The 856-nt window shown below is 78.7% G+C and carries 1 protein-coding gene; it reads right to left on the bottom strand.

Annotated elements, in window-relative coordinates; genetic code table 11:
• A partial coding sequence (locus GL263_RS27340; protein ID WP_182858408.1) for an ArsA family ATPase occupies positions 1-856 on the bottom strand: 856 nt, incomplete at both ends.

The following is an 856-nucleotide window of genomic DNA, read 5'->3' as shown; positions in this document are numbered from 1 at the left end:
GTGTCGGCGGGGGCCCGGCCGAGGTGCGGCAGTTCGATCAGCGGGAGGGTGCCGAGGCGGTCGCCGAGTTCCGCGCACGCCTTGTGCTGCTCGGCGGCGAGCCCCGCCAGCCACGGGTCCGGGGAGCCGGTCGGCAGCATTCTGGCGGCGAACACCGCCTCCACCGGCACTCCGAAGAGGGCGAGCCCGGCCTGGGCCTCGGTGACCAGGTCCACGCCGGCGGGCGCGGGGTCGACGACCAGCACGGCCGAGCTGCCCGGGCCCTCGACCAGCTCCCGCACCCGCGCCAGTTCCGCGCGCCAGCGCTCGGCCGTCTCGTAGAGGCGGCGGGCCGGCATCGGCACCCCCACCAGTTGGGCCAGCACCGGCCGCAGCGCGCGGGCGGCCTGCCGTTCGGGCGGCAGCAGCCGGCGCAGGTAGCGGTCGAGCTGGTCGGGCAGGGCGAGCAGCCGGACGGCTTCGGCGGCCGGCGGCAGGTCGACGACCACCAGGTCGTGGCGTCCGTCGGCGGCCTGCCGCAGGGCGCGCAGCAGCGCGAGGGGTTCGGCGCCGGGCAGTTCGGTGATCTCGTCGGACTCCAGCGGCTGCGCGCCGAACTGGTCGAGCAGCCCGAGCGCGCCGTCCTGGAGCGCGGCGAGGCGCTGCCGGAAGTCGGCGGTGCGGTCGACGGGGACGACGGTGACCTCGCCGGTTCCGCCGTCCGCCGGATGCGGTACGTCGGCGGCCTGGGTGACCAGCGCGGTGCGCACGCCCCGGCGGCCGGCGGCGAGCGCCGTGGCGGCGGCCACGGTGGTGCGTCCGGCGCCGCCCGCGCCGGTGACGAACTGGACGCGGACCGCCTCGGCGGGGCCGGGGG

This window comes from Streptomyces durbertensis (assembly GCF_014156695.1).
Lineage (GTDB): Bacteria > Actinomycetota > Actinomycetes > Streptomycetales > Streptomycetaceae > Streptomyces > Streptomyces durbertensis.
The sequence above is the reverse complement of the archived record's forward strand: the minus strand, read 5'-3'. Positions and strand labels throughout refer to the sequence as shown.